Origin of the sequence: Lysinibacillus sp. NPDC097279 (assembly GCF_044761745.1) — a bacterium.
Taxonomy (GTDB): domain Bacteria; phylum Bacillota; class Bacilli; order Bacillales_A; family Planococcaceae; genus Lysinibacillus.
In genome coordinates this window covers 897,040-921,360 of the sequence record NZ_JBIWDA010000001.1, presented here as the reverse complement: position 1 = coordinate 921,360, position 24,321 = coordinate 897,040, and the positions used below count along the sequence as shown (strand labels likewise).

The 24,321-nt window shown below is 37.3% G+C and carries 26 protein-coding genes; 4 read left to right on the top strand and 22 right to left on the bottom strand.

Annotation, left to right across the window (positions count from 1 at the left end; all coding sequences use genetic code 11):
- Nucleotides 1–51 precede the first annotated feature (51 nt).
- From ACIQ1H_RS04475 to ACIQ1H_RS04450, 6 genes are all read right to left on the bottom strand, one after another.
- On the bottom strand, nt 52–576 hold the full coding sequence (locus ACIQ1H_RS04475; protein ID WP_402886821.1) for a tubby C-terminal domain-like protein: 525 nt from the start codon (nt 574–576) through the stop codon (nt 52–54).
- Between the two features lie 112 nt (nt 577–688).
- Entirely contained in the window at nt 689–1,405 is a 717-nt protein-coding gene (locus ACIQ1H_RS04470; protein ID WP_402886819.1) for a toast rack family protein, read from the bottom strand.
- Between the two features lie 216 nt (nt 1,406–1,621).
- Nucleotides 1,622–2,524: a hypothetical protein gene (locus tag ACIQ1H_RS04465; RefSeq protein WP_402886817.1), complete on the bottom strand. Its 903-nt coding sequence runs from the start codon at nt 2,522–2,524 to the stop codon at nt 1,622–1,624.
- Nucleotides 2,508–3,041: a sigma-70 family RNA polymerase sigma factor gene (locus tag ACIQ1H_RS04460; RefSeq protein WP_402886815.1), complete on the bottom strand. Its 534-nt coding sequence runs from the start codon at nt 3,039–3,041 to the stop codon at nt 2,508–2,510. Before ACIQ1H_RS04460 ends, ACIQ1H_RS04465 begins: the two co-directional genes overlap by 17 nt.
- Nucleotides 3,042–3,215: 174 nt before the next feature.
- Complete coding sequence (locus tag ACIQ1H_RS04455) at nt 3,216–5,036, bottom strand: ABC transporter ATP-binding protein (protein ID WP_402886813.1); 1,821 nt, start codon at nt 5,034–5,036, stop codon at nt 3,216–3,218.
- Complete coding sequence (locus ACIQ1H_RS04450; protein ID WP_402886811.1) at nt 5,033–6,766, bottom strand: ABC transporter ATP-binding protein; 1,734 nt, start codon at nt 6,764–6,766, stop codon at nt 5,033–5,035. The genes ACIQ1H_RS04455 and ACIQ1H_RS04450 overlap by 4 nt, the downstream gene beginning before the upstream one ends.
- A gap of 328 nt (nt 6,767–7,094) precedes the next feature.
- Between ACIQ1H_RS04450 and ACIQ1H_RS04445 the strand changes: the two genes are divergently transcribed.
- Together ACIQ1H_RS04445 and ACIQ1H_RS04440 are read left to right on the top strand one after the other, a co-directional pair.
- A complete protein-coding gene (locus ACIQ1H_RS04445; RefSeq protein WP_402888545.1) occupies nt 7,095–8,108 on the top strand; it encodes an ATP-binding cassette domain-containing protein in 1,014 nt (337 codons plus the stop codon).
- Entirely contained in the window at nt 8,105–8,920 is an 816-nt protein-coding gene (locus ACIQ1H_RS04440) for an ABC transporter permease (RefSeq protein ID WP_402886809.1), read from the top strand. The genes ACIQ1H_RS04445 and ACIQ1H_RS04440 overlap by 4 nt, the downstream gene beginning before the upstream one ends.
- A 126-nt stretch (nt 8,921–9,046) precedes the next feature.
- Here ACIQ1H_RS04440 and ACIQ1H_RS04435 read toward each other — a convergent pair whose 3' ends face one another.
- The 14 genes from ACIQ1H_RS04435 to ACIQ1H_RS04370 form a co-directional block, all read right to left on the bottom strand.
- Complete coding sequence (locus ACIQ1H_RS04435; protein WP_402886807.1) at nt 9,047–9,733, bottom strand: hypothetical protein; 687 nt, start codon at nt 9,731–9,733, stop codon at nt 9,047–9,049.
- Complete coding sequence (locus tag ACIQ1H_RS04430; RefSeq protein ID WP_402886805.1) at nt 9,730–10,224, bottom strand: ECF transporter S component; 495 nt, start codon at nt 10,222–10,224, stop codon at nt 9,730–9,732. Before ACIQ1H_RS04430 ends, ACIQ1H_RS04435 begins: the two co-directional genes overlap by 4 nt.
- Nucleotides 10,225–10,286: 62 nt before the next feature.
- Nucleotides 10,287–10,679 (bottom strand): bifunctional adenosylcobinamide kinase/adenosylcobinamide-phosphate guanylyltransferase, encoded by a 393-nt coding sequence (locus ACIQ1H_RS04425; RefSeq protein ID WP_402886803.1) that lies wholly within the window; start codon nt 10,677–10,679, stop codon nt 10,287–10,289.
- The gene (locus ACIQ1H_RS04420) at nt 10,631–11,227 is read right to left on the bottom strand and encodes a histidine phosphatase family protein (protein ID WP_402886801.1); all 597 of its coding nucleotides are present in this window, start codon (nt 11,225–11,227) and stop codon (nt 10,631–10,633) included. The genes ACIQ1H_RS04425 and ACIQ1H_RS04420 overlap by 49 nt, the downstream gene beginning before the upstream one ends.
- The gene (cobS, locus tag ACIQ1H_RS04415; RefSeq protein WP_402886799.1) at nt 11,200–11,976 is read right to left on the bottom strand and encodes an adenosylcobinamide-GDP ribazoletransferase; all 777 of its coding nucleotides are present in this window, start codon (nt 11,974–11,976) and stop codon (nt 11,200–11,202) included. Before cobS ends, ACIQ1H_RS04420 begins: the two co-directional genes overlap by 28 nt.
- A gap of 86 nt (nt 11,977–12,062) precedes the next feature.
- On the bottom strand, nt 12,063–12,638 hold the full coding sequence (locus tag ACIQ1H_RS04410; protein ID WP_402886797.1) for a bifunctional adenosylcobinamide kinase/adenosylcobinamide-phosphate guanylyltransferase: 576 nt from the start codon (nt 12,636–12,638) through the stop codon (nt 12,063–12,065).
- Between the two features lie 13 nt (nt 12,639–12,651).
- Nucleotides 12,652–13,260, bottom strand: a complete 609-nt coding sequence (locus tag ACIQ1H_RS04405) for a histidine phosphatase family protein (RefSeq protein WP_402886795.1) — start codon at nt 13,258–13,260, stop codon at nt 12,652–12,654.
- Between the two features lie 5 nt (nt 13,261–13,265).
- Nucleotides 13,266–14,351: a pyridoxal phosphate-dependent aminotransferase gene (locus tag ACIQ1H_RS04400; RefSeq protein ID WP_402886794.1), complete on the bottom strand. Its 1,086-nt coding sequence runs from the start codon at nt 14,349–14,351 to the stop codon at nt 13,266–13,268.
- Complete coding sequence (gene cbiB / locus ACIQ1H_RS04395) at nt 14,338–15,294, bottom strand: adenosylcobinamide-phosphate synthase CbiB (protein WP_402886793.1); 957 nt, start codon at nt 15,292–15,294, stop codon at nt 14,338–14,340. The genes ACIQ1H_RS04400 and cbiB overlap by 14 nt, the downstream gene beginning before the upstream one ends.
- Nucleotides 15,291–15,974, bottom strand: coding sequence for an adenosylcobinamide amidohydrolase (locus ACIQ1H_RS04390; protein WP_402886792.1), 684 nt, complete (start codon nt 15,972–15,974; stop codon nt 15,291–15,293). The genes cbiB and ACIQ1H_RS04390 overlap by 4 nt, the downstream gene beginning before the upstream one ends.
- A gap of 270 nt (nt 15,975–16,244) precedes the next feature.
- Complete coding sequence (locus ACIQ1H_RS04385) at nt 16,245–16,427, bottom strand: hypothetical protein (RefSeq protein ID WP_172771863.1); 183 nt, start codon at nt 16,425–16,427, stop codon at nt 16,245–16,247.
- A gap of 234 nt (nt 16,428–16,661) precedes the next feature.
- Nucleotides 16,662–18,020, bottom strand: coding sequence for an aspartate kinase (locus ACIQ1H_RS04380; RefSeq protein ID WP_172771864.1), 1,359 nt, complete (start codon nt 18,018–18,020; stop codon nt 16,662–16,664).
- A 666-nt stretch (nt 18,021–18,686) separates the two neighbouring features.
- A complete protein-coding gene (locus ACIQ1H_RS04375; protein ID WP_402886791.1) occupies nt 18,687–19,601 on the bottom strand; it encodes a class I SAM-dependent methyltransferase in 915 nt (304 codons plus the stop codon).
- Between the two features lie 155 nt (nt 19,602–19,756).
- Complete coding sequence (locus ACIQ1H_RS04370) at nt 19,757–21,889, bottom strand: type IA DNA topoisomerase (protein WP_402886790.1); 2,133 nt, start codon at nt 21,887–21,889, stop codon at nt 19,757–19,759.
- Nucleotides 21,890–22,114: 225 nt separating this feature from the next.
- Between ACIQ1H_RS04370 and ACIQ1H_RS04365 the strand changes: the two genes are divergently transcribed.
- Together ACIQ1H_RS04365 and ACIQ1H_RS04360 are read left to right on the top strand one after the other, a co-directional pair.
- The gene (locus tag ACIQ1H_RS04365) at nt 22,115–22,381 is read left to right on the top strand and encodes a hypothetical protein (protein ID WP_402886789.1); all 267 of its coding nucleotides are present in this window, start codon (nt 22,115–22,117) and stop codon (nt 22,379–22,381) included.
- 260 nt (nt 22,382–22,641) lie between these two features.
- Nucleotides 22,642–23,040 carry a glucosamine 6-phosphate synthetase gene (locus tag ACIQ1H_RS04360; protein ID WP_402886788.1) on the top strand — a complete coding sequence of 133 codons (399 nt, stop codon included), beginning with the start codon at nt 22,642–22,644 and terminating at the stop codon, nt 23,038–23,040.
- A gap of 56 nt (nt 23,041–23,096) precedes the next feature.
- Here the strand turns inward: ACIQ1H_RS04360 and ACIQ1H_RS04355 are convergent, their stop codons facing one another.
- A complete protein-coding gene (locus ACIQ1H_RS04355; protein WP_402886786.1) occupies nt 23,097–23,621 on the bottom strand; it encodes a GNAT family N-acetyltransferase in 525 nt (174 codons plus the stop codon).
- A gap of 157 nt (nt 23,622–23,778) precedes the next feature.
- Nucleotides 23,779–24,294, bottom strand: a complete 516-nt coding sequence (locus ACIQ1H_RS04350) for a hypothetical protein (protein ID WP_402886784.1) — start codon at nt 24,292–24,294, stop codon at nt 23,779–23,781.
- Between the last annotated feature and the right edge of the window lie 27 nt (nt 24,295–24,321).

Genomic DNA, 24,321 nt, shown 5'->3' with positions numbered 1-24,321 from the left:
GAAAGCATGCGCCAGTAGCGAAAGTCAACGGCAGTTTTATCATTTAACATACTATGCACCGACAAATAAGACAGCCTGTCCTATTGCAATAAAAAAAGCTTCGTGCTGAATCGGGCTTGTTTCTTCAATTTGAAGCGTAATATCAAAATGTGTTTCTTGATAAACTGCTTGCCATCGTGCAATCGGCTGTTCATTCAATGTAAACAGTGACCAGTCCTCCATTTCCTTATTCAGCATTATTTTATGTTGACCATCTGTTATGATTAAATCAGGAATCATAATTTGCCAGCCATCATAAGCAATCATATAATCTTTGCCTGTTACAATATCCTTCCCTTTAAAATGAACACGCCCCCGTCGGGATATTTTTTTACATGTAAAAAGACGTTGCCCATCCACTGCGCTTACATCGAATTGTACAAAATACCGATAATCCATCATACGGTCAAAAGCCTTTTTCAGCCCATTAGAGTAAATCCGTTGTACATTTGAAGATATGTTCCCTTTCTCATTCACTATTTGAACTAACTCTGTCGATTCAATCGATGCGGGTAGCTTATATGTAAAAGTTCTCAATACGTTCGCTCCTTCAATCTCTGTTGCTTCTTTTAAGCTAACACAAAATAAGCGTCAAATACAATTTACCTGATGTATTTGACGCACAATTTTAAAACTATATAGAAAGTACTTATTTATCCAATTTAAATGTAATATCGCCTACGCCTATTTCAGAGTTTATGTCTAGTATAACGTCGGCTTGTTCATACGCTTCATTTACATAAACCCCTTTCCCTTTAGCAATAAAGCCCTCAAGATTGATGGAGCCAATTCCTTTTTCAGTTGTAATTTTTACGCCGACTTTTGAAGGTAAAATAACCGTAGTTTGACCAACACCCGTTTCAATATTCGTTTCAAAGCTTTCTTTCCATTCACCACCTAAATCAACGTATAGATCTCCTACACCCGTTTCAATATCTAAATTTTCAAGCTTTAGACCTCTTAAATCCAGCCTTGCTTTTGATGCACCTGTCTCTACCGAAAGATCCATCGGTATATCTTCATTCAGTTCGATATCCCAAACGTTTTTTATATTGCCAATTCTAACTTTAGTAGATCCTTTATGCTCAATGACTAAATCACCGGTTTTCCCGCGTTGTTTGTAGTGTACTTTTGGCGCTAATTTTTTTATGTTATATTGAGCGCTTCCTTCCATCCATTCCGTTGCACCTTTTGCAACCGTCATTTCACCGACACCAAGATTAATTTCTACATCTAATTTCTTCGCATCATCCTTTTTAACCGAAAAAGTATCTTCTTTTTCTTTCTCGGGAACAAAAGAAGAACAACCAGTTAAAACTATTAACGAAGCGCTAACCATTAAAGCAAAGCATAAAATTTTTTTCACTTTTATTTCCTCCCACTATATATTCTTCCATTAAATCCATTTTATCTGAATTAGGATATATAAAAACGACCTTTAGCTTTAACTTCGACTAAGACCTAAGACGTAGCCATCTGCTTTTTCATTCCCATCCATCTATATGCTGCTACTTGCAAAAATTGAACCCTTCATCTTGTCACTTTTGCAGTGTTCAAGAAGAAGGGTTCAGTAAATGATTAGCTATTCACTGTCTGGCGCAATATAAATGTCTGTTTGTTCATATAAATCGTCAACAGTACCGTTTTGGTGAACAGCTCGTATTGTGACGGCTGATAAATCGACATTCGAGTGGTAAGGTACTGCAACTAGTTGTGCACGATTAGCATTTACAGCCAATTCAATCTGTTCGTCATTGATGTTTATGATTAACTTCTTAATGGTATTTTGCTTCACAAGCGGAATTACAATATATTGAATGTTCGGTACCGCCATAACTTGCATTGTGTCGTCCGAGTTTAAAAAAAAGTGATCCAATTTATAACCTTTACTATCATGCTTGAAAAAAGCAATGCCTTGCATACTAGGTGTAGAAAAATAACTCATACGATATTGATTGATGGTAATCGTGTCAAATAGACGTAAATCATCGGTATTTCCTATGGGCCATACCCCTGATTGCAAAGTATTTACGATATCGGCTTCATTTGCTACATAATAGCGATAGCCAATGCGTTCAGACATATTTCCAACAATTGTTATTATAATGATTGCACAAAGCAACAACCACCATAGCCACTTTTTACGTAGCGCATAGAGTGCAAAGCAACCTGAAATAGCAATTGCTACTACCCCAGCCATCATCCAAGGTTGCTGGAGAACTGTATAGTCTTTTTCCTTACCAGATTTTTCGGAGTACAATGCAGAGCCAGATATTACAGGCGTATCGGGTGATATTTGTTCGATTTTAAATAAAAGCACATCTAGTCCTATAACCAGACTTACTGTTAAGAATACCGTTAATAAAACAGGGGTTAGGGAGCTTTTTCTTTGCTGATGGATTTTTCGAAAGGTTTTTGTTTGATTGTCTATTGAAAACGTACCTTCTTTATACACAGTATTAATAACATTACGAATCTGATCCATATTCAAATCCCTCCTCTTGTAGTGTCAGGCCAATTAATTGACGTGCCCTTCTTAACCTTGTCTTAACTGTATTTTCTTTCATCTTTAACGCTTCAGCAACTTCATTTAACGATAATTCTGCAAAGTGGAATAATAATAAGACATCCTTGTATTTTGTAGGTAGCTTTTCAATGGCAGCAATTAACATAGTATCGGACTCATTTGCAAGCACTTGAATAACTGGATTCATTTCATTTCCAGTAAATTTATTCCAATAATCAATTACTTGTATTTTTTTATAACGCCAACTAGATAAATAATTATGACAATGATTAATAGCAATACGATATAAATACGTTTTTACAGATGCTTCTTCTCGAAACTGGTCCATTTTTTCATAATATTTTACAAATGTATCTTGCACTAAATCTTCGGCTACTGCCCAGTTTTGTACATATGTATAGCACACGCGCACTAAGTAATCGCCATACTGTGTCATCGCTTTTGATAAACAAGCATCCTTCTGCGCTTTTATCACTTTGCTCGCCCCCCATCCATGAAGCCTCGTGATTGCAATTGTGCACACCTTATAACAGAGAAATATTTTTATTTTTTTAAAATGTAACGTGCAACACAATTTGTAGTTAGACAATCCGACAATGGAAAAAGTTTCATGAAAAAATAAATATTTTCTCATGAAACTTGTATTGTCTTATAAATTTAGCTCATCTTTTTCTAAAAGTAACTTTTGCTGAAGGTTTCTGTATATCCCTTGTTTTTGCATTAGTTGCTGATGATTACCTTGTTCAACAATTTCACCTTGTTGAATAACTAAAATTTGATCGGCGTTTTCAATAGTTTTCAGACGGTGTGCAATGACAAAGCTAGTGCGACCACGCATTAAATGCTGTAACCCTTTTTGAATATCGACCTCTGTTTGCGTATCTACGCTAGATGTCGCTTCATCCAATATTAAAATATCAGCATTTTCTAAAATGGCACGAGCAATGGCTATCAGCTGTCGTTGCCCTTGACTTAAATTAGCACCGCCTGCCTGCACAGCTGTATCATATCGCGCTGGGAGATACTTTATAAAATTATGCGCATTCGCAATTTTTGCCGCTTCCTCCACCTCTGCATCCGAAGCATCTAACTTACCAAAGCGAATATTTTCGCGAATAGTACCAGTGAATAAATAAGTATCTTGTAACACGACCCCAACGCGCTCTCGAATCGTTGCCATCTTGTAGTCCTCAATATTATGACCATCAATAAGAATTTCACCAGCATCCACATCATAAAAACGAGTTAGTAGGTTAATTATCGTTGTTTTCCCTGAGCCAGTCGGACCAACAAGTGCAATGGTGTCCCCTGCCTTAGCATGGAAATTAATATTTTTTAGAATAGGTTGATTAGGCAAATAGCTAAAGGAAACCTGATGAAATGCAACTTCCCCTTTCAAGCTTCGACTATCAATTGCATGCTTTTTATCGGCTACTTCCGATGGTTCGTCTAAAATTTCAAATACTCGTTCTGCCCCCGCGATTGCTGATTGGAACGTATTCAATAAATTCGACAGCTGATTCAATGGACGGAAAAATTGACGCGTGTATGTGACAAATGCCGCGATTATCCCGACTGTCACTACCCCTTTGACCGCTAAAAATGCACCAGTACCGATTACAATAGCTAGCCCTAAATTATTCATAAAGTTATTGATTGGACCTAATAAGCCTGATGTAATTTCTGCGCGTTGTGCTGAGTCGCGTAGGTTGTTATTTTGGTTACGGAACGATTCAATCGTTTGTTGCTCTTTACCGAAAAGTGTAAGTACCTCCGCTCCCGTAATCATTTCCTCAATTGTTCCATTCAGTTTGCCTAAATCACGTTGACGTGCTGCATAGTTTTTACTACTACGTTTAACAATTTGCTTTGTAGTGAAAACAATTAAAGGAATAATGATTAGTGTCACAATGGCTAATTGCCAGCTAAGTGAGAACATCGCAATACTAACACCGATTACTGTTAAAATAGACGACACGATCTGAGTCACACTTTGTGCCAATGCTGTATTTAAATTATCAATATCATTCGTTACACGACTCATTAAATCACCAAGTGCACGTTGATCGAAAAATTTCAGTGTTAATGTTTGCAGTTTTTTAAATAGTTCCAGGCGTAATGTACGAATTGTCTTCATCGCCACTTGAATCATGACATAGGTTTGTAGCCAAGTGAAAATTGATGCTACTGTAAAAATACAAGCTAGCACAATACCGAGTCGTATCGTACCTGCAACTTGCTTTTTCATAATATAATCATCAACAATATGTCCGATCAAATAAGGTCCTGCCAAACTTAAAAATGTAGAGGCGATAACAAAAAATATCGAAAAGAACAGCCCTACTTTTTGTTGTCTGACATATTGCCATACACGTAATATTGTGTTTTTTTGGTTTTTTGCCTTTTCAGCAGGTCCACCCATACGTGGCCCACGTCCAAAATTCATTTGCTTTGGTTGATTTTGACTCATTGTTGTTCACCAGCCTTTTGCTGTGAAGCGTAGATTGCTTGGTAAGGTTGGTTACTTTGTAATAATTGCTGATGCGTACCTTGACCAACAATTTGGCCATCCTCTAACACTAAAATAAGATCTGCCTGTTGGATGGAAGTAATTTTCGACGCGACGATAAATGTTGTTGTTTCTTGAAAATGTTCGCTTATCGCCTGCTGCACATGCTTTTCAGAAGCGCTATCAAGAGCAGATGTGGTATCGTCCAAAACTAATATAGCTGGCTGTCTGACAAATGCTCGTGTAAGGGCTAACCGTTGCTTTTGGCCACCCGATAGATTCGTTGCACCCTGTGATAGCTCATGCGCTAGCCCTCGTTCAAGCTTCTCAACAAATTCAGATGCACATGCCCCTTCGAGAGCCTGATTTAATTGTTCTTGTGTCGCTGCTTCCTTACCGAGACGAATATTTTTTTCAATTGAGCCAGAAAAGAGTAGCGCTTTTTGAGAGGTAAATCCGATATGTTCACGTAATGTGTTCAATGCATATTGATTCAGCGGTTTACCATCAAGCAGAATGCTACCACTAGTCGGATCAAATAGACGTGGTAATAGCTTTACAAGCGTCGATTTACCACTACCCGTTTTACCAATGAGTCCAACTGTTTGCCCTGCCTTCACCGAAAACGTTATATTTTTTAATACATCTTCTGACGTTTCATAATAACGATAGCTTACATTTTGAAATTCGATTGTTCCTTGAATAGACGAAGTAATTGGCTGTGCTGCTTCTTGCACTGCTACTTCCTTGTTCAGAACATCCACAATACGCTCGCCAGATGGAAGTGCACGAGCAATTTGCATTAACACCATACTAGAAGACATTAGTCCATTTAAAATAATTGTTAAATAGTTAATAAAAGCGAGAATTACACCAACTTGCAATGTGCCTGCTTCAACTTTAATAGCACCAAGCCAAAGTGCTGCAACAATTCCGAGGTTCACTACAAACATTGTAAACGGTACGAGCACACCTACAATTTGTTCAGCCGTAATAAAACGTTTTGTAAGTGCATCATTTAGACCTCCGAATTGCTCTACTTGATGTTTTTCACGACGAAAAGCCTTTACAACACGAATTCCTGCTAAATTCTCCTGCAGCTTCGTATTTACGCCGTCAATTGCCTCCTGTACTTTACGATATAAAACACCAGAATACTTAGTGAAAAAATACATTGCGATAATTAAGATTGGTACAATTACAAGCAATATTGAAAATAACTCGCGTGCCGTTACAAACACGATGACCACCGCACCAATAAATAACAATGGTCCACGTACAAAAATACGAAGCGTCATCATAAACGCACGCTGAATACTTTCCACATCACTTGTTAAAATCGTAATCAGCTTCCCAGTAGTAAACGCATCCCGTTCTTTTGCCGAATAGGTCATCATTTTCTCATATAAAGATTGACGTATATCAGAGGCAAAATGAATGGCTGCCTTCGAGCTATAAATAGAGCACCCCAGCCCCCCTACTAATCCAAGTACAGCACTTATAAGCATGAAAATAAACATTTTAAATACATATGGATTGTCATTATTCGCAATCCCTGTATCAATCATATGTTGCATAATAGTTGGCTGGATTAAATCCATCGTTACCTCAAGCACCATTAAAAGAGGTGCAATAAGCGTAAAAAATTTATAAGGCCCTAAAAAGCGCCCTAACTGTCTAACTGCCTGCATTCTTTCGTCTCCGTTCCTTGTAAATCACATTCGCTATTCATTATAACTGAAAATCATTCCCAATTGGCACATAATTTTTCGAGTCACGTAATATATACCTCTGCTTAATAAACGATACCCCCTTTTTTACATCGTTTCCTGCATCAAAAAAAATTACAAAAAATAATCATCTTCAATATTATTTCTCAGTTAATATTCAGTTCATAAACTTAATGTATTATCCGTTTATGAACAATTTTTTGAAATAAAAGAAGGTCTTTTTCTATGAAAGTTCATTACTATGCAAAACTTACTGTAACTTTATGAAGGAGGAATAATTTTGGAAGAAATGAACAACAGAGCAGGAATATTGCGCAACCCAGAATGGGCCATCGAAGCAAAAGGTTTAATTAAAAATTTTGGCGATCATCGTGCTGTTGACAGTGTAGATTTAAACGTTCGTGCTGGCAGTATATATGGTGTGCTTGGTCCAAATGGCGCAGGCAAAACAACAACAATTAGAATGCTGGCAACCCTTTTACGCGCGGATGCTGGTACAACACGCATCTTCGGCTATGATGTGGTGAAGGAACCCCATATTGTTCGTCAATTGATCGGGGTGACAGGTCAATATGCTTCAGTAGATGAGTCGCTTAGTGCTACAGAAAATTTAATTATTTTCTCTCGACTACTCGGACTAGGGCGTGCTGATGCACGGTGGAAAGCTGCTGAACTGTTAGAAGAATTTGGTTTAACAGATGCTGCAAAACGTCCATTGAAAAATTTCTCTGGAGGTATGCGCCGAAGATTAGATTTAGCAGCAAGTCTCATCGCTCAGCCTCCATTAATTTTCTTAGATGAACCAACAACTGGATTAGATCCACGAACACGTAATCAAATGTGGGATACCATTCGTCGATTGGTAGATATGGGCTCTACCGTACTTTTAACAACTCAGTACCTTCAAGAAGCCGATGAATTGGCAGACAGAATAGCTGTTATTGATCATGGTCGAGTGGTTGCTGAAGGAACGGTCGATGAACTAAAAACATCAGTCGGTACTTCATCACTGCATTTAAGCATTCAAAATCCAAACGATATTAGTAATGCTCGTCAAATAATTGAACATGTACTTAAAGTTCCTTCAACGATGACTTCTAGTATCGGAAAGATAACCGCCCCAATGACGAACGCGGACCTTGTTACAGATTTACTTATTGCGCTCAGACAAAAAGGAATCTTATTAGACAAGATGAGTGTGCAAAAGCCCACATTAGATGAGGTATTTCTAACGATTACTGGTCATGGTGTACAGGACAATACTTTTTCAGAGGCTAATGAGGTAGGTGGTGCAAAACGATGAAAAATTCAATGATAAAACAACATGGCGTACGCCAGCTGCCCAACAGAACGAGCTTCCGTCAATCACTAAATAATTCATTAACAATGGCTTATCGCGGTATTTTGAAAATTAGACGCACACCTGAACAATTATTTGATGTAACATTACAGCCGATTATTTTCACTTTAATGTTTACGTATATTTTTGGTGGTGCCATCTCTGGTGACGTTCAAAGTTATTTACCAGTTATTATTCCTGGCATTTTAGTGCAAACAGTGATTACGACCTCAATCGTTACGGGTGTTCAATTACGTGAAGATATGGATAAAGGGGTTTTTGACAGGTTTAAATCTTTACCGATTGCACGTATTGCCCCATTGGCTGGTGCGTTACTAGCTGATACGATTCGATATACAATTGCAACTGTCTTAACGTTTTCGATGGGTTATATCATGGGATATCGCCCAGAAGGTGGTTTAGGTTTTGTTGTGCTAGCAGGTCTTCTTGTCATCGTTTGTGCTTGGGCTATGAGTTGGATTTTTGCCTTCTTTGGTGTCATTGCACGAACTGCTTCAAGTGTACAGGGAATTTCAATGCTCGTATTGTTTCCGCTGACGTTTTTGTCCAACGCTTTTGTACCAGCTGAAACATTACCGAATTTCTTGCAATGGTTTGTGAAGATCAATCCTATTTCTCACCTAGTCACTGCTGTCAGAGAACTAACAAATGGTGGCACTGTCGGTTGGGATTTAAGTGCGTCACTCATCGGTGCTGCAGTTATTGTAGCAATTTTCGCACCCATTACGGTCCGTGCTTATATGCGTAGAACTTAAAATTTTTTTGTATCATAGTAACTCAAATTGGCTTCTTGTAGCGTGAAAACCTACTTACTGTGCGCATAAAACTAAGCCGCAACCCTCTCTACTTCTGCGGGTTGCGGCTTTACAATTTATGAATTTTCAGAATTGTTTTAGTGACTGGCACTTTGCGAAATTTCGAGTAAACAATGTTTGTGCCAAATGCTCTTTTTCTGGATGTATGCCTAATAATATTACAGCACAAGGTCCAGCTGATTTCTCAATATCCAACAAAGTTTTTACTTCGTAATGACCGAAAAGTCGTGAAAATTCTGCTTGTAGTCCTTGCGAGCCCACTGGCCAAACTTGCTGTACAATTTCTTCCCGCCATGCACGAAATATTGGCTGGAGCTGCGCAACATCTTCAGGTTGTTCAAGCACTTCTTTGCCGACAAGTGGTAGTCCATACGTGTACCACATCAGTTTTTCACGTTGAACAGGTATTTTTTGATGTACCTGACCTAGCATTGTTATCGATAATCCCGATTGCAATGTTGGCATGTTCGATTCTGAACTTCCAGCTATCGGAGGACAAAGTAGCCCTACTTCTTCAAAAACTTGTTCAATTCCCGCGACATAGCGTGTCCATGATGCATCACCCGAAAAGTTAGCAAGAATTATATGCATAGGTATCGCTCCTGCTGCAAGCTGCTCTAAAAAAGTAACACGCGCTGTTAAATAAGCTGTGAACTTGTCAGATGCAAAGACGACATCTTGTGATTTTTCACCAATTGCTGCTGCATTGTCCGTTGTGGCAATAAGTTCCCCTACTTTTACTGCATTTCTCAATTCACTCGCCCCTCCTTACGGACAAACACTTTCGAGAGAATAGGCATGACAACAGCGACAATAACAAGATTAATGACTGTTGCCATGAAAATACTAGCTAACGAACCCCAGAAAAATGCTGGGCTAATAATGAAATAAAAAGGAATTGGCGCAATGACACCATTTAGAAAAAGTGCTACTGGCCATTTCCAAAAATGCATGCCTCGTTTGTGCATAACACCAAATATCCAAACGACAATAAACATTTCAGCGGCAATAATAATGTGCAAAGGTCCATATGGAAACCCAGAAGTCATCGCTGTAATAATATGTCCGATGAACCCCGCTGTCCCTGCTAGAGCAGGTGACAAAAACACTACACTCAAAAATGCTGGCGCTGAGTCTAATGCAGCCGATGATACGATTGATGGGATTTTAATGACTGCACCAACAGCACAAATCGCCGCTACCATCGCTGTGAGTGTTATACTCATTAATTTTTGTCGATCCATTCCATTTCCTCTTTTCTAAAAATAGTGAATGCCCCTCTCGGGAATTGTATCTAATCTTTTAATTATTTTATACGTTCTGCAATGCCATACCAAATACGGTCAACTTGACTTGCTTCTGCAAATAACGCCTGATACAAACGACCACAAGTGTCTCGCAATAGTCGTACCTGTTTTTCCATTGGCACAACGCCACGCCCCATATCGGTAACAATAATATACAAAGGACAGCTTTCTTCAAGAGTTTTAAGGTTTGCCAAAATATTTTCGACAATCACCTCATCCTCCTCAAGATTTTGCTTAATGAGCCATTGTTCAAGATTTTTAATAATCAATGCATCACAAGTAGGTGCAACCTCTGGTATAAACCCATCTATCACTGCTATTTTTTGCTCCTTAAGCAACTGTGTTACATAGGCGGTTTTTCCATTATAGGCTCCTCCGATAAAGATATGCATCTCGCCCCCTCCTTCCAAGCCGCTCTAGAAAACGTTAATGTATACATTCGATTATGTGGTACTTGATATGACCAGAAAGGCTTTTGTTGTGGTGCAAATGCTACAAGTAACGCTCGTACAACTCCACCGTGCACGACGAGATAATAATCGTCATTGTCTTTTGGCAATGCCAAAAACCCTGCAATCACCCGATGACAAAATAAATCAAACGGTTCTCCGTTTGGTGGTGATATAACAGTCGGGTTATCTAGCCATGTACAGTAACGTATGTCCGACTTTAATTCATCATATGTTTTACATTCAAAATCACCGAAATTAGACTCCCGAAATCTCGCATCTGCAATATAGCTAGCGTTTGGAAAATAACAAGATGCCGTTTCTTGACATCGACGTAAGTCACTGCCATATACCTTTTTTACACCATCATTGAGGATAGGAAGCGTTGTAGCATTTGCTAATGGGGAATCTGTCCAGCCAATATAACGCTTCTCTAGATTTTCTTTAGTTGGCGCATGTCGCATTAAGCGAACAGTAACAATGTCACCCATAATACTACCTCCATTCCTTCAATGGATGCTCCCAGTAAATCTCCTGATACCCCACCGAAATTGCGTACTGTAAACTGACGAAATAATAAAAAGGCAGCGACAAGTACTGTAATAAGCACGAATGGCAAGCTTGAAAAGCCTATTACATAAAATACGCAACAACTAGCAAGTAATAGGGTCATTATCATAAAACAAGCCAAAACACGATGGTTGAGTTGTGTTTTAAAAAAATAGGCAAGTCCTTTTTCCTTCGAACATTGTAAAGATAGAAAATAAAAGCTCATCCCTACCCGTGTCAATAAAGGAATAAAAACAAGCATCCATAAGGCTAGTTTGTTCTGTACAAAAAGTTCATGAAGCACAACAAATTTCCCTAGTACTAAAAATAAGACAGACAAAACACCGAATGCTCCAACACGGGGATCATCTAAAATTTCAAGACGCTTTTCGCGATCTCGATACGAAAAATAAGCATCTCCCATATCGATAAAGCCATCTAAATGCAAGCCGCCTGTAAAAAACGCGAACAGCCCAACAATCATAAATGTTAATAAAAGTTCACTGCTCGATGTCCATTCTGATAAACTAAAGATTATCGCTGCAACGACAGCACCCATAAGTGCACCAATCCACGGTAAAAAGGCGAACATCCCCGTAATTGTTTTTTTAGATAGAGGAATCTCTTTATGTACAGGCAAAACCGTAAAAAATTGAAATGCGAGCAATATGCTATGCCAAATAGTTTTCATTGCCTTGCCTTCTTTCTTGTAAGTTATCATCAATTTTCTTGCACACAACACTAAGTTAGTTGCTAAACATCTAATTCATTGCTCACTTATTTCCACTTCTTAACGATACCATAATTAATTTCATATGCCTCGTAGGCGACAGAAACGAACCATTGATGTAATGTACCGAGCATTTGCCTGTACAATTCGACCTCTTCGTTTTCATATGGCGGTTCATCAAAAAGCTCATTAGAAACGACAAAAAGCGTCACCTTTTTGTCAAGTAACGTTTGCACTGAACTTTTCATATTCCTCAGCTTTTCCTCTAAACAACCAGGCTTCTCCACACAAGGTGTGCCTCGATCAAATCCCTCATAAAAGGCATTTGTCAGCCATGTCGTTACACAGTCCCATAGTACGACATCGCCCTCAACTAAGTTATCGAAAACATTGTGTATTTGATAAGGTGCTTCAATCGTATGCCACGCAATCGCTTGTTTTAGCCGATCAGACTGGTGTCGAGCTATGCGTTTTTCCATTTCAACGTCCATTGCCACACCTGAAGCTATATAAATAAGTCGTTTATGGAATGCGTTATTATGTTGATAGTGCAAAACAGCTGCTTTCTCGGCAAAGTGAGACTTGCCACTGCGGACACCACCTGAAATAAAAATTAGCGGCACTGTTCTCACCTCTCTATTGTAAATGTTGTGTACTGCCTATTTCCTCGATGTGCCAACTTTCTTCTAATCGATCTATGATTGTTACGCTAGTTCCTTCGATGTATGGCGCTGACCATAGCTGATCAATACCACGCCCTAATATTGCATTAATAATGCATTTAATTGTAACTGCATGGGACACAATTAAAATATGTTCATGTGGATAAATTTTTGCAATATTTTTTAACGTATACATGGCGCGTTCTGTCACTGCACCAAAGCTTTCCGTATGCGTTGCGACGAATTGTGCTGGATAATTTGTATACAGCTCGTAGTCAAATCGATTTGTTGCCATAATGTCCTCAACAGTTTTCCCTTGCCAATTCCCTAAAAAAATTTCACGTAAATCGTCCTCATAGTGCATTGCAAGTTCTCGACCAGCTGTTAAATAGCGAGCTGTTTCTCTTGCACGTTCACTAGTGCTACTATAAGCAACTGTAAATGGAATATCGATTAAATGTTTTGCAAGTTTTTGGGCATGTAAAATGCCCATTTCTGACAAAGGTGAATCTAACCACCCTTGTAATCGTTGCTCCTTATTCCATACTGTTTCCCCATGTCGAACTAAATAAAAAGTCGTCACTTTTCTCACCCCTTATTTGCTTTAAACCACGCTTGTAAACAGTTTTGTAAATAGGTCATCGCTGTTACATCCTTTATTCCAATTCGGAACCATTCCCCGTTTAAGCCCTTAAAATTTTTTGTATGACGCAGGACTACCCCTTCAGCTAAACAATAGCTGAAAAACGTATCAGCTTGCATACTTTCGGGCAATGAAAAGCAAACATAATTCGTAACACTATTCGTTACCAAACACCCATTTTCTATTAAAAACTGCTGTAACCTTTCCCTTTGTTTCGTTGCATAGCTAATTGCTTGCTGACAGTATTCATGCTCGTCCAGACAACCTGCACCAATAACGAGTGCAAATGCATTGAGATTCCAGTGAGACAGCATAGCTTTTAACTCACAAACAATGGTCTTGCTCGCTATTAAATAACCTAGTCTTAATCCAGGAATCGCATACATTTTTGTCATCGACCGAACGACAATTACATGTCCATTATTAGCAACAAAGCCAATCAACGAATAGGCTTCATTGACCCAGTCGATAAATGCCTCATCAAAAACGAGCTCACAATCTACTTCCGCTCCATGTGCTATTATGCGCAGTAAGTCTTCTTTCTTCGGTAATACACCTGTTGGATTATTAGGTGTACAAATATATAATGCATCTGCATTAACCATTTCTTGATAAAGAAGCTCCATCGGTAATGTATAGTGAACAAAATCATCGACTACAACCGGCACAACGTCGGCACCTGCTGCCTTTAATGTTCGTTCGTATTCAGAAAATGTTGGATGCACAACTATCACACGTTTGTTGGCATAACGTCTTGCTAAAACGCTAAATAATTCGGACGCCCCATTTCCTAAGGCGATAAAATCTTTTTCAATGTGATGGAATTGTGCCACCTTTGTTAAAAAGGGCTCTCCATCTGGATCAGGGTAACGCTGAATTAATGGATAAAAAGTTCGCCAACGTGCCTCAACAAATGCAGGAGGCCCTGCAGCATTTACATTTTCACTATAATCATAAACCTCTGTAGGCATCGTTAGCCCAAGCTGATGATAGACATTTTGCGGATTTGCTCCATGATTAGGTAATTGCAAAAATGAACACCTCCATTGCTAACATAACGAACGTAAAGAGCACTGTAGCTACACGCATATGAATAATAGAAGTTGCAATATGCTCCTTCGTTAACGGTACGTACTTTTCGCCCATAGTCGCTCTGTATGAAGCAACTCCTTGATATGTATTTTTCCCACCTAGTTGAACACCTAGCTGAACGGCTGTTGCTGCTTCCAAATAACCACTGTTTGGACTTGGATGTTTTTTCGCATCCTGTGCCCAACGTTTTAAACGTTTGCCAAGCGTTACAGAAGTTTCATTTTTTGTTCCAAGTACCATTAATAATCCCGTTAAACGACTTGGAATAAAATTCAGGACATCATCAAGTTTCGCTGCGAACATTCCAAAGTCTTTATATTTTTCATTTTTATAGCCAATCATCGAGTCCAATGTATTGACTGCCTTATAACCCCATAAGCCAATGGCACCAAATAAAAACGCATAAAAAAGTGGTGCAGTTACACCATCACTTGTATTTTCAGACACCGTTTCAACAACGCCACGAACAATTTCATCCTCATCAAGTCGTTCGGTATCTCGTCCGACAATCCACGATAACTTTACACGCGCTTCTGCAAAATCCCCTTTTACGAGAGGTTCATAAACAGCTAAAGCTGCTTCCTTTAAGCTACGTTGAGCCAATCCAATACCTATTAGTATTCCTTCTACTAGAATACCAAACACGATGCTCACTTGATAACTGACTATTAAAATAATCGTTACTACAAACATCGTCGTACCAACAACAGCAAGCGCCATAACCATGCCACGCACTTTGCGCATTTTACCCTTGTTCCATAACGTGGTTTGTGCTTGAATTAGTTTACCAATCCAGCGTACAGGATGTGGCATTTTAGGAGGGTCCCCGACAACTAGATCAAATAGTAAGCCAATAATACAGGCAATCATTAATAAAATCATTGAGGATTCGCCTCCTTTTCTTGTTGATATTTTTGAATGGCCTCTCGCATCGTTTCATAAACACCATGGCCAATTATTTTCCCTAACATTGTAATAGGACCTGCGTATTGATGGAAATCGCCCTCTTCTGTTGATGCAATGAGTAAACTATCCGTCGACGTGCCAGTTGCTTGTGTACCCGTTGTAGGGTCTACTATATTTTCATCTATAAGTGCCTTCACTTTTGCCTCTGTTGTTGAAATCATCGCTTGAAATAATGCCTCATCCGATAGCTTTCCATTGATCAGTACCCATGTGTTAATAGTTCCTGCGTGATACTGCTCTTGACGATGGAATGCACGTGTAATATCGACTGCATTTCCTAATCCCGCTGTAATCATCACGACAAGATGAATACCTTCATATGTAAATTCACGAATAATTGCAAAACATGCATTAACTGCTGTCATCATGGCAACCGTATTGCTAATAGGGTAGCCCTCTAATTGCAAAAAAGAACGTAACTCCTGGTGTGGTTTACGTTCATCATATGTTTTAGGCACAGAACGATTTAGCAGATGTGTATAATAACCAAAACCGGGATTATGCATTGCGGATGATACAACTTTCATCGGCGTAGCTGTTTGAAAAGCAACATACTGATCCATTATTTTTATATCTTCTTTACGAACGATTGTCATCTACTCACCTCCTATAATCTTTACTAGAATCACTCATTTATCTTTTTATGGAGCTCGCATGTAAAAACCTTACTACAAATAAAAAAACAAATTCTTACTAAGAAGAATTTGTACTGTTCATTCTTAAATTATGAATACACTGCAAATTTGAACCTTCTGAATTTTTCGTATAGTACAGAAGCGCAACTTCATCGTACTGAATATATTTATTTTTTTAAAAATTGTATCATAACTTTGTCGTTTACAACATTCATTTTCATGATATTTTTCTTATTGCTTTTGTTTTAAATTTTTAAATCGAATAATTGATCCTGCAATAATAAAGACCCAACCAATACCAACAAAAACAACTTTCATCGATTTCGTCGATGCTGGTAATATGTCCATAATTGTTAAACAGACAAATAAAATCCCAATTACAGATAATATCATTCCCATTGAAAAACTTTTCAAATCTATGCCCTCCTATCTATGTACGCACTCGATTTTACAGCATTACTGCATAAAAGAAAACTCTATTCCTTATAGTATTGTTAGAAAATATTAAAATCATCCATCGTGAAATTACAATAAAAAATGAAAAAGCTGCCTCCTAAGCTATCAACTCATAGCTAAGGGGGACAGCTCCTTTTTTATGTTAGATAATTTTAAAAATGGTTTTTAATAAAACTATCGTATATTATCCACTCATGCTTGCACTTGTGCAAAAAATTCTCCATATAGCGCTTGTAAAATACGGTTTTCAAATTCTTGAAGCACACCGAATACAAGACTAACTTCAGACGAACCTTGGTTAATCATTTCAATATTTGCTCCAGTTTTTGAAATGGCTGTTGCAGCCCGTGCCGCAAGACCTGTGTTATTACGCATACCTTCTCCAACAATAACAATCATAGAGAAACCATGACGCATTTGAACATCATCCGCTTGCAATTCATTTTTCACACGCGTCAGTATACGCGCTTCATTTTCTGGTGTTAGTTGATTAGATCGCATAATTACTGAAATATCATCTAAACCAGATGGCGTATGCTCATAAGAAATATTCTCATCTTCTAAAATTTGTAGAAGCTTACGACCGAACCCTACTTCACGGTTCATTAAATATTTAGACACATATAACGTTGAAAAGCCACTGTCTGCCGAGATACCTGTTACCGGGCGACCTGTAGCAGGACGACTCGGTACAATTCGAGTACCTGGGGCTGATGGATTATTTGTATTTTTTATGTTAACTGGCACCCCAATCTTATAAACAGGCATTAGTGCTTCATCATGGAAAACAGAAAAGCCTGCATAGGATAATTCGCGCATTTCGCGATACGTAATTTCTTTAATTTCAACTGGATCATTCACGACTTTCGGATTCGCAGAAAATACACAATCTACATCCGTAAAGTTTTCATAGAGCTCCGCTTCAACAGCTGCTGCTAAAATAGAGCCTGTAATATCCGAGCCACCGCGATCAAACGTACGCAATATGCCCGCTTTAGTGTAACCGAAGAAACCTGGGAAAACAATAATTTCTTTTGTATCTTTTAAAGGCGCTAAATTTGAATATGCTTCAGGTAATGCGAACGTACGCTCAGGTAGATCATTGACAACCAAACCCTCTTTTGGACTTACGTAACGTGCAGGCATACCGATAGAGTTAAAATATGCAGCGATAAGCTTGGCGTTGTTATCTTCTCCAGCTGCTTTTAAGCTATCAATAAATAATTCTTCATTTGAAGTATCACCAAGCACACGTTCACGTAGGTCTTCAGCAATTACGTCACAAATTGTATTATCCAGCTGTAATCCATCAGTTATAGACTTGAAACGGTTCACTACTGTTTGAACTTTTTCTTCTGTATTTTCATTTTTTAATGCCGCATTTGCTAAATCAATTAATAAATCAGTTACTTTTATATCATCACCAGAACGTTTTCCTGGTGCTGAAACGGCTACGATTTTGCGCGCCGGATTAGATTTTACAATGTTTGCTACTTTTTGAATTTGTTCTGCGCTTGCTACAGATGTTCCACCAAATTTACATACGATCATATCTATCAAATCCTAACCTTTTAAAATAATGTATTCCTCCAAAAAACAATTGAATGTACACAGTGTACAAATTATCGTTCTCTACGTCAATACAATTTAAAAAATTCACGCAATTTATCAATAGAAAAATGGACAATTTTCGCACTGTTTGATTTATTATACGGATTTCATATGAAATAGTTAAGGTTTTTATTAATTTTTTTCGTATATATTACATAATCATAAAAAATTTCGTTTGAACTAGCTTAATTCAGCTATATGTTCAAAACGATAAATGTTGTATAAGCCTCTGCAAACTTCTACTCGTCATCTTCTTCGAATAGCATGCCACAGCTTGCTCCCTTTAATTAGCTAACTGCACCTAATTCCTTGTATACAATGGAGAAATACTTATCCCCATTATGATATGCGGCAAAAATCATTATGTCTGTGTTTTTTTGATAAAGAATGGGCTGTAAAAATCGCAAAATGCCACCCTTACAAAGGATGGCATTTTTAACGGTGCGCGTTAGCTTTTATTCTTCTTATGAGTAGTTTTCTATTTATCTTTCACAGCATTAGAAAATTCGTCCCAGTCTTTCTTCTATATAAAGAAGGAAACGCTTTCTTTTATGAGTCCTTACTTGTAATTGTTCCTCTATTACCATTGGAACGATAAAGTGGAAATTAGTTTTTTACTGCATGTAAATAGTGAATCGTTTCAAACGCTTGTAAGTTATCATTTCGATTAGCAAAATATTGATTTTGAATTTCTTGAGGTGATAAGTGTTCATAAACTAACAATTGTTCATTCGAAAGTAATCGCTCTAAATCTACTAAGGATGACGCGTACCGCATTTGTTCTCCTGAGGCTTTAGCCATTTGTATCATGTTTTGTACACGATTAAAAATACCAGCCTCTGTAAACAATCGCTCATCGGCAAAATCAAAAATAATGGAACTACCTTTAGGCAAGTCTTTAAAAAACAATCTAAGCAATTGCTGAAACACTTCTTTTGTTAAATAGTACGAAACGCCAAGCAGCGTAATTACCGTTTTCTTCGATAAATCAAACCCTGCTGCAACTAACTTATCGAGTGATAGTTCCTTCATGAAATCCATTGCTACAAAGTTTAAATGTGGAGGGATTGTATGCCCTGCATGTTGTAAACGTTCTATTTTAAAACGTTGAGTAGATGGGTGATCTACTTCAAATATAGTTATGTTTGTCAGTGAATCGTGCCGCCAAGCAAACGTATCTAAACCTGCACCTAAAATGATATATTGCTCCGCCCCAAGTTGGCATTCATGCAACACAACATTTTCTGCGTATGCGGCTCTCGCAAGTGGTGTTGGTGATAGTTGAATTTGTGTGACCCATTTTAATATTGCTTCATGTTGATTTTTTAGCTTTTCGGCCATATGTGAACTAAAAAAAGCAATACCATTCGCCATATTGGTTGATATAGCTTTATATTCTTCAGCTAATAGGAAATCTGGCGCGATGTAATCATTAAAAATAATTGGACGATCTTCTTTTGCATGATACGCTCGACTAAATGCAGAAACTAGAGAAGTTAGACTTGATTCATTATTTTTCACAGTAAACACTCCAATAAAAAAAGATTCCCCCGGCCAGGAGAATCTTATTCTATCACCTTAATTTATAAATGTAAATTATAGCACAAAAAGATTTTTTTGTCAAATATTCAAACTTATTTTGCGCCGAATCGATGACTTTGTGCAACTAGTTTTCATTATTTATTTGCATTAAACTCAAATTCAATTTTGCCATCAACAAAACGCAATGCAGCACTAAACTGTTTTCCACTCTTCGCTTTAAAACCTTTAATTTCGGCAGTTTTCCCACTAGTACATAAATCTCTTATCGTTTTTTCCGTAAGTTTTTTTCCTAATAATCTTTCTGGGAATGTTTGTTTACAACCATTTTTATACGCTGAGCAGCCATAAAATTTTTTCCGTAAGCCGATTTTGCCGACTTTGCATGTTGGACATGTAACGATATCTTTCGCAACTGGCGTTACAAATTGCTCCGCTTCAATCGTTAACGTATTAATTTTATTCGGCACTTCACCGATTAGTTGATGTATAAATTTGCCAATGTTATCGATAAAATGTTTCGCAGACCCTTCACCACGCCCTATTTTTTTCAAATAAATCTCCCATTTAGCTGTCATCGAAGGACTAGAAAGCAAAGTTCCTTCAATCGCTCTGCATAGCAATTCTCCTTTAGGTGTGATGCTTACGATATTTTTCTTTACCTCGATAAATCCATGCTTTTTAATCGTCTCGATAATACCACTTCGAGTTGCCTCTGTTCCAATACCTTCAACAGAATTTAAAATTTCAATTTCCGTCTCATCTTCAACCGATTTTCCGCATGTTTTCATCATGGTAATTAACTGTCCTTCTGTATAGGGCTTCGGTGGAGTTGTCGTGCCTTCAATAATATCGACTTTGCTTTGTACAATTTCGCCTTGGCTCACAACAGGTAGTGCCTCCTCACGATTTTGAGGCTCCTTATCCGCAGAAAAAAGCGTTTTCCAGCCTTTCACAAGCTCCGTTTTCCCTACCGATTTAAATTCTAAATTTTTCACATTTGTTAAAATCGTTTTTTCATCATATTCATAATCTTGATGAAACATCGCAAGCGTCGTATTTAAAATTTCAAAATAAATATTTCTCTCATCGACCCCCATCGATTGCAACGCTTTTTCTGTTGGGATCTTTTTTGTTGGAATTATGGCATAGTGTTCACCTACATTAGAACTGTCAACATAGCGTTTATTTTGGGCTCTGACAACAGGTGCAAATGACTGTTGAATAAGTTGTTGGTATTTTTGTAAGGAATCTTTTAAATAATCGTATTCATTATGCGTAATAAGTTGCGAATCTGTACGAGGATAAGAAACTAGCTTCTTCTCATACAGCGACTGTGTGAGCTTCAGCACGTGCGCAGGACTATATTTCCAACGTTTATTAGCTGTTGCTTGCAAAGTAGATAACGCATGCAATTTAGGTGGCTGGATTCGCTTCGTCTTATTAGAGACATTCGTAATTTGACCACTATCCATTGGCTGAATTCCGTGATGCATTAATAATTGCTCTACTTCTTCTCTCGCTTTTGATTTAATTTTTGCTTTCCCTTTATACATTCCATTTTGGGCTTTAAATAGACCCTCAACTTCATAAAAGTTCTCAGGTTTAAAATTCTCGATTTCTTGTAATCTTTTATAAATTAAATATACTGTAGGCGATTGCACGCGCCCAATTGAAATGCTGCCATTAAACCCTTTCTTTTGCAGCAATAGTGTATATAAACGACTACAGTTCATACCAACAAGCCAATCGCTAATTTGACGTGTTTTCGCTTCTTGGTACATGAGCAAATCTCGTTCATTCGTTTGCATATTTTGAAAACCTTTTCGAATTTCATCGACCTCTAAAGAGTTAATCCATAAACGCTTGACAGGCTTTTTTACTTTCGTCATTTTATAAATGGAATAAAAAATATTGGAACCTTCACGTTCCGCATCGCAACCATTATAAATCATTGTCACTTGAGGATCGTGGAAGATTTTTTTAATCGCATTAAACTGTGCATACATATGACTAACAACTTTATCTTCATATTTTTCAAGAATAATCGGCAGCGAATCTAATGACCACTTCTCCCATACCTTTTTATATTCCTTAGGTTCCTTTAATTCGACGAGATGACCAATTCCCCAACTAATTACTGCTCCCTCGGGAAATGTAGCACATGGCTCCAACTCAATATACGTTTTCTCTTTATGTTTAACTTTAAATGCTTCTGCATAAGCTCTTGCCTGCGATGGCTTTTCAGCTAATATAGCAATTTTCCCCATTATGTGATCACATCTTCTTTTAAATATTTGAATAGCGTTTTAAAAAAAACGGAAAACTCAACTAATTGAATTAGTTGAGTCAATGAAATACCATACCACTATTTTACTTTAAACAAATTAAAATATCTAATGTCTTCATGCTAGAAATACCATTCAGTTAAATACTAAATGTCAACTTATCAGGTAGCGGCAACATATGGTAGTATTATAAAAGGAGGGATGAATATGTTTTTCTTTACTAAAGAAGAAGTATATATTGGATACTCCCTGGAAGAATTATCGAAGATAAGAGCCATTTTAAACAGCGAAGGCATCAAATTTACCTATAAAGTCATTGATTCTTCAACACAGTGGATAGGATCTGGTACAAGGAGAGGGAACTTCGGTAGTTTCGGAATGAACAGTAAATATGAAAAACAATATGTTGTTTCTGTAAAGAAAAAAGACGCAGAGCATGCGAAATATTTTGTTCATCGTGCTTTGAATACATGAGTTATCCTCTTATAGGTTGCTATATTAAAAAGCTCTCCATCTCATTTGAGATGGTTTTTTTATTTACCGAATGTCAAAACGTATTGATTTCAAGAAGCTCTAAGAGGAGAACAGAAAAGCCCTAATTGATTTCTCTTTTGAGGAAACTGCTTATTCAAATGAAAGTCAACAAGAAAAAAGGTTAACCTAGAAAAAATTATATTGAGCTAGCAAATAAGCGTGTTGAGATGATAAAATATGGATATAAAGGGGGATGGGAAATGGGGAAATTAAGTAAGCGTAATATTTTGTGGATTATACCAATCGGCATATTAGGGGTGTTTTGGTATTTTTACGGTCCTCAAAAAGATGTAACAGATAATGAATATATTACATATGTCAAAAACTATTCAATCGAGAATAGTAATCAAACTTTAGAAGCTTCTTTCGCATCCGCTTGCCAAAATCCTTATTGGCTCTATTTTGAAACACAAAAGGGACAAGATGTTGTGGAATTTAAAGGAGATTGTCTTATTAATAACAAGGATGCTAAAGTAAATGTTCAATTTTTAGTCGATCCCAATATGACGACTGTGAAGTACGGTGCCATGTTAGTCGACAGCAAAATGCAAGAGGAATCAGTTCGAGACAACTATCTATTAGCGTTAACAAAAAACTAATTAGATGACTAGAGCCCAAGCTATCCTTGAAGGTGGTAATTTGGGCTCTTTTTTCGTTATTTAAAAATTGCGTAAACATAGGTATCATGTGGTTTTCCATGTTGATACATATATCCTTTTAAAATCCCTTCATTGTGAAAGCCCATTGTCGTTAACAATTGGTTTGATGCCACATTTTCGATAAAAACGATTGCTCCAATCCTATTGAGCTTCATCTCGTCAAATCCATAAGACAAAATTTCGTTAATCGCCTCTTTTGTATAGCCCTTTCTCCAGTAATCAGGATGCAATTCATAGCCAACTTCTGCACGCTTATGATTCGGTGACCAAGCATTAAAGCCAATTGTTCCAATCAAACCTTTCGCTTCTTTTCTTTCTATTCCCCATCGAATGCCCCTCTTTTCCTTGAAGCTTTTAGAAAACGAATCGATTAGTTTTTCAGCTTGTTCTATTGTTGTAAATGTATCTAATCCATAATGTTGTGTAACATGATGATTAGAAAAACAGCGAAAAAGATCCGCAGCATCTTCAAATGTTATTTCTCTTAATCGTAATCTATCTGTCTCTATATTCGGAAACATGTAACTCCTCCTTTATCCTCCCTTTAATTCTTCAAATTTCGCAAAAAATCCTTCTTCTGTAATTTTAAAATGCATACAAAAAAATTAAAGGAATAAAAATAGCATACTAAGTATTTCTCGTATGCTATAAATTCTCTTATTATTTTTTATGTCTTTATTAGTGAAAATAAAAGTTGATTGCCTCTTGAGCAGATAGAAAAATTTTATTTTGTTTATTTTTATAAATAAGCTTCGCGGCTCGACAAGCATTTTGAAGATTTTTCGCACGCTGTAACTTGTCATTTACTTGATCTATAACCGATGAAAAGTCATCTTGGTTATTTGTACTGATTTGTTGGGATTGTTGCGTATCATTATCATTGTCTAGCATAATAGATAATTGATCTTCTACATAATTATTTAAATTAATAAAAATGCATTCTTCTAAGTCTTTTGAATGCTTGTCGATAGTAATAAACGCTTGCTTATATTGAGCTTTTAGCTTTGAGGTTGTCACTGTCACCATAAAGCCCTGGCTTTCTAAATGATTTTTAATACTGTCAAAAAAATGATCAACTTCAGAGGAGATTTTAGGTGCAATCGTTGATTTTTTTAATTCTTCACAATTTTGATACATTGCATTGATTTCTTCCTGTTTTTCTACTAGTAATTTAAAATTGGAAAGTGAAAACATGTTAAGTCCCCCTTTTTACTATAGTCG